This is a genomic window from Adlercreutzia sp. (genome assembly GCF_056795635.1).
On record NZ_JBQIIT010000050.1, the window covers coordinates 1 to 5,171 of the forward strand.

The window sequence follows — 5,171 nt, forward strand, 5'->3', positions numbered from 1 at the left end:
ACGTGCAGTTCAAGCAGGGCACCGAGAACATCGGCAACGCCACCGACGACGGCTACGACAAGTCCGACATCGGCCAGGCCGTGGACAACGTGGAGCCCATCACCTTCGAGGCCTTCGCCGCTCGCCTGGCCCCCTACACCCTGGAGTACGCCAGCGAGCTGTCCGGCGTGCCGGTCGAGGATATCCAGGAACTGGCCGAGGTGTTCGCCGACAAGAGCCGGCGCGTGCTGAGCCTGTGGACCATGGGCGTGAACCAGCACAACCGCGGCACTTGGATGAACCACTGCATCTACAACATCCACCTGCTGTGCGGCCGCTATGCCCTGCCCGGCGACGGCGCCTTCTCGCTGACGGGCCAGCCCACGGCCTGCGGCACGGCCCGCGAGGTGGGCACTTTCTCGCACCGCCTGCCCGCCGACCTGGTGGTGAAGAACCCGGATCACCGTCGCTATACCGAGGCCGTCTGGGACCTGCCCAACGGCTACCTGGATGCCATCGAAACCCCTGGCTACCACACGGTGAAGATGTTCCGCGAGCTGTCGAAGGGCGGGATCGATTTCCTCTGGAGCGCCCACAACAACTGGGCCGTGTCCATGCCCAACCTCACCCGCTTCCTCGGCCGGGGCGATTTGAAGGGCATCAACGACGCCTTCATCTGCGTGGCCGAGGTGTACCCGACCCTTTCCACCCAGTACGCCGATGTGGTGCTGCCCGCGGCCATGTGGGTCGAGCGCGAGGGGGCCTTCGGCAACGGCGAGCGCCGCACGGCCGTGTTCGAGAAGGCGGTGGATGCACCGGGCGACGCGAAGTGGGACCTGTGGATGCTCATGGAGATCGCCAAGCGGGTGCTGGCCGGCGAGCAGATCGGCGGCGAGGACGCCTTCGACCACCTGTTCGGCGCCTGGTACGACGCCGACGCGGCCGCCTTCAAGGGAAGCGACCGCGAGGTGTGCGCGAGCATCTGGGAGGAGTACCGTACCTTCTCCAACCCCGACCTGAACCCCGATGCCGCCGCCATCAACACCGAGGCGAAGCTGAAGATGGAGGCCAAGCAGCTGGCCCCCTACGAGGAGTACATCCACAACCACGGCCTCACCTGGCCCGTGCGCGAGGTGAACGGCCAGTGGCTGCCCACCCTGTGGCGCTTCTGCGACGGCAAGCAGGAGGACGGCTTCGACCAGTACGGCATCGAGGCCTACGGCGAGCATGACAAGGCCGGCGGCGTGAGCTTCTACAAGTCGGCCGACAAGAAGCCCTCGGTGGTGTTCCGTCCCTGGGAGCCGCCGGCGGAGGAGCCCTCCGACGAGTACCCGTTCTGGTTCTGCACGGGCCGTCTGCTGGAGCACTGGCACACCGGTTCCATGACCCGGCGCGTGCCCGAGCTCGACCGCGCCCTGCCCGAGGCCCTGCTGGACATGAATCCCGCCGACTGCGAGCGGCTGGGCGTGACCGACGGCGACCGCGTGCGCGTGACCTCGCGCTTCGGCACCTGCGATATCACGGTGTCCACGGCCGGCCGCACCCGGCCCCCGGCGGGCATGGTGTTCGCGCCGTTCTTCGCCGAGGAGACGCTCGTGAATCTGGTGGTGCAGGACACTTACTGCCCGCTGTCCAAGGAGCCGGACTTCAAGAAGACCTGCGTTTCCATCGAGAAGATTGAGGGGTAGACCGATGAAGAAGACCAATGTGATGGCCGCTGCGGTGCTGGCCTGCGCCCTGGGAGGCGCGGCCCTGGCGGGCTGCTCCGGCGCCGCTGAGACCGGGCCGGCCTACAACCCCGGCGAGCCGCCGCTCATGACCGCCAGCCACGAGGGCCGCTTCGAGCGCTTGGGGGCGAAGGGCTGCTACGGCTGCCATGGGGTGAACGGCGCCGGCGAGCCGATGTTGGCCGCGGCGAGCCCGCTGCCTGCCGACCACTATGCCGGCGGCGATACGGCCAGCCGCGAGATCGACGGCCCGCGAACCGAGTGCCTGACCTGCCATCCCGTGGCCCAGGAGTAGGCCATGGAAAATGAGAAGGTGGTCATCTCGTCGCTCGTAGTGGAGGCGCGGCTTGCCGAGGTGGAGGCCGTGGCCGCGACTTTGGCACAGATGGAGGGCGTGGAGGTGCACGAGGTGAACGGCTACAAGATCGTCGTCACCATCGAGGCTTCCTCCACCGGCGCCTCCCACGAGATCTCGAGCCGGTTCATCCAGATTCCCGGCGTGCTGAACGTGAACTTGGTGTACGTGAACTTCGAAGACGAAACACTCGGGTAGAAAGTCGCCCAAAAGCGGAGCTACGGGGTACCTTGATTCGCTCAGACAGTCCTCGCTCGGCGAAACAGCCCACTGGGCTGTTTCGTTCGCTGCGGAACTCGCTCGGTCAAGGCACCCCGTATCTCCTTTAATCATTACCTTGGTTGGGAGGAATGACCTGTGACTCGTTCCATGGGGAAGATAACGCTCGTGCGGCGGATTGTGCAGGTGTTCATGCTTGTGCTGTTCTGCTTGCCGCCGCTTTTGGCCGGGTGGGGGCTCGCGGGGTTGTTCGCCGGGGGCGACGGGGAAGTGCAGACCCCGGCCGAAGGGGTGTTCTTCGGGAGTCTCTCGTCGTCTTCCGTGGGCGGCGTCACGCTGTTCGACCCGCTGGCGGCCCTGGAGGTGACCGCCGCCTCGCGCGGGCTGCTGGCGGCTTCGGCGCTTTCAGGGGCGCTGCTTATTGCGGTGGTCTACGGCCTCGTGCGCGGGCGCGCCTTCTGCGGGTGGGTCTGCCCGGTGAACCTTCTTGGGGAGGGGGCCGATGCCGTGCGTCGTCGCCTCGGCATCGCGGTGCCGGAACGCACGGTGCCCCGTCGCGCGAAGATCGCCGTGGCCGCCGGCGTCGTGGCGCTCTCGGCTCTGGTGGGCTTTCCCGTCTTCGAGCTCGTCTCGCCCATCGGCGCGGTGAACAAGGGGCTCGTCTTCGGTGGTCTGGCGGGGTCAGCCACGCTGGTGGCCGTCGTCATCGCCGAGCTGCTCGTGAGTCGGCGGGTGTGGTGCCGGGCGCTGTGCCCGCTGGGCGGCATCTTCCAAGGGCTCGGCCGCGCCGGTCAACTGAACGTGGCCATCGACCACGGAGCCTGCGTCCACTGCGGCGCCTGCGAGGCGGTCTGCCTTGCCGATCCGATCATTCTGGCCCCGGCCCTTTCCGGTGAAGATACTCTAGTGCGGGCCGGAGATTGCATGGCCTGCGGCGCCTGCGTGGATGCGTGCCCCACCGGCGCTCTCCGCTTTCGCCTCGGCCGCTCCCGCCGCCCCGCCGGGGAGTGACCGTACGGCCTTGCCCCGGGGATTTCGGGGTCTGGCGACCGGGACTGTTGCGCGCGCCGAAGGAGCGGCCAACCGTCCCCCTTACATTTATGGAAACCGTCCCCACCGGTCCCGATCGTCCCCTCGTATTTGGAACGCACTGTCCCTGTTCGGGGGAAGGCGGGACGAGGTAGGCTGGCATCAACGAGGGGTGCGTTCTCGCGAGAGTGGAAAACGCGCCGATACACCGTACTAAGGAGGGATCATGAAGAAATCGACGTTGCGCATCGCCGCCACGGCCGCTTGCACCGTGGCGCTCGTGGCGGGCCTTGCCGCCTGCGCCCCGGCCTCACCGCAAAACGCTGGGAAGGAGGGCGCCGCGCCGGCCGCCGCTCCGGTGGAGACCCCCGAGGCCGACGAGTTCGGCGTCGTGCTGGCCGACAGCTGGAAGGACATCTACCCCGGCCAGTACGCCACCTACAAGGCCAACGAGGCCAACAGCCCCGAGGGCAAGATGAACTATTTGGAGGAGTATCCGGAGCTCACTACCATGTACTCCGGCTACGGCTTCGCCAAGGGCTACGACGAGGCCGCTTCCCACAGCTACACGCTGCATTCCATCTCGGAGACGCCCCGCGTGAACGACAAGACCCTGGCCAACTGCATCACCTGCAAGACGCCGCAATTCACGGCCATGGTGAACAGCGAGGGCGACGAGGCCTACGCCCGCCCCTTCGCCGAGGTGCTCGCGCAGATGAACGAGCCCATCAGCTGCTACAACTGCCATGAGAACGATCCCACCCAGGTGGTCGTCACCCAGCGGCACTTTGCCAACGCCATGGGCTCCGACGCCGAGCAGGTGCCCGTGGAGGCCCAGACCTGCGGCCAGTGCCACAACGAGTACTATTTCGATCCGGACACCAAGGCTACGATGAACCCCTACACCGGTCTGGCCGCCATGGACGCCGAGGCCATTCTCGCCTACTACGATGAGATGGGCTTCAAAGACTGGGAGCATCCCGAGACCGGCGCCCCCATGCTCAAGGCCCAGCATCCCGAGTTCGAGACCATCTACGGCGGTGAGCAGTCCTCCATGGCCAAGCAGGGCTACAGCTGCGCCGATTGCCACATGGCCCCCGTCTCCGACGAGAACGGCGAGTACAGCTCCCATGAGCTGGTGAGCCCCTTGGAGAATCCCGCGATCACGGAGCAGTGCGGCAGCTGCCACAAGGACATCGCGGGCGAGGTGCGCGGCTGGCAGAAGGAGGTTACCGACCGCGAGCACGCTATCGCCGCCGACATCAAGCGCTACACCGACGAGCTGGCCGCCCAGAAGGACAGCCTGGATGCCGACAAGCTGGCCCAAGCCCAGCAGATTCAGCGCCATGCGCAGTTCTACTGGGACTACGTGATGGTGGAGAATTCCGAGGGCGCCCATAACTACAAGGCCGCCCACGCCAACCTCGACAAGGCCGAAGCCCAGCTGGAAGAGGGCTTCGCCCTGCTCGGCATCGCCTAGGTCCGGTTCGTTCATCCCCTCGCGCGGGAACCCTCCCTCCCGCGCCTCGGCCCGGCGCGCATCCCCCAGCGGTGCGCGCCGGTGTTTTTTTGTGGGGCGGCGGCCGGGTGGCCCATCTCACGCTGGGCGCCTCCACCGTGGCGAGATCGGTGGTGCGTGCGGGGCTCGGGTGGCTCACGGTCGGTCGGCGGGACGGTGCCGTCGCGCCCAGCCCATTGCGAAAGTGTTGCGTTTGCGCTGATCTGCTGGTTTCGGCGGAGTTTTCGCCCGCGCCCGCGCGCGTTTCGGCGATACTGGCCGATGGTATTTTTCAGACCGTCGGGGAGGCCGGTCTGGCTCATCGACGGAAACAGGAGGATTATGAACGCGAAGATGAAGAAGA

General features: G+C 66.9%; 6 protein-coding genes. All 6 read left to right on the forward strand.

The genetic code is table 11. The features are described 5' to 3' along the window. Positions 1 to 1,667: molybdopterin-dependent oxidoreductase (locus tag ACTOXK_RS11955; protein ID WP_482279989.1), on the forward strand; the 1,667-nt coding region annotated here is incomplete at its 5' end. A 4-nt stretch (positions 1,668 to 1,671) separates the two neighbouring features. Beyond that, positions 1,672 to 2,001, forward strand: a complete 330-nt coding sequence (locus tag ACTOXK_RS11960) for a hypothetical protein (protein WP_482278637.1) — start codon at positions 1,672 to 1,674, stop codon at positions 1,999 to 2,001. A 3-nt stretch (positions 2,002 to 2,004) separates the two neighbouring features. Then, entirely contained in the window at positions 2,005 to 2,259 is a 255-nt protein-coding gene (locus ACTOXK_RS11965; RefSeq protein ID WP_482278638.1) for a chaperone NapD, read from the forward strand. 159 nt (positions 2,260 to 2,418) lie between these two features. Then, complete coding sequence (locus tag ACTOXK_RS11970) at positions 2,419 to 3,291, forward strand: 4Fe-4S binding protein (protein WP_482278639.1); 873 nt, start codon at positions 2,419 to 2,421, stop codon at positions 3,289 to 3,291. Between the two features lie 244 nt (positions 3,292 to 3,535). After that, positions 3,536 to 4,789: an ammonia-forming cytochrome c nitrite reductase subunit c552 gene (locus ACTOXK_RS11975; RefSeq protein WP_482278640.1), complete on the forward strand. Its 1,254-nt coding sequence runs from the start codon at positions 3,536 to 3,538 to the stop codon at positions 4,787 to 4,789. Positions 4,790 to 4,896: 107 nt separating this feature from the next. Continuing rightward, the coding region (locus ACTOXK_RS11980) for a hypothetical protein (protein WP_482279990.1) at positions 4,897 to 5,171 on the forward strand (275 nt) is incomplete at its 3' end.

What these genes read in the sequence shown, in the direction of transcription:
- ACTOXK_RS11960 (WP_482278637.1), top strand. Translation starts at nt 1,672, where the DNA reads ATGAAGAAGACCAATGTGATGGCCGCTGCGGTGCTGGCCTGCGCCCTG.
- ACTOXK_RS11965 (WP_482278638.1), top strand. Translation starts at nt 2,005, where the DNA reads ATGGAAAATGAGAAGGTGGTCATCTCGTCGCTCGTAGTGGAGGCGCGG.
- ACTOXK_RS11975 (WP_482278640.1), top strand. Translation starts at nt 3,536, where the DNA reads ATGAAGAAATCGACGTTGCGCATCGCCGCCACGGCCGCTTGCACCGTG.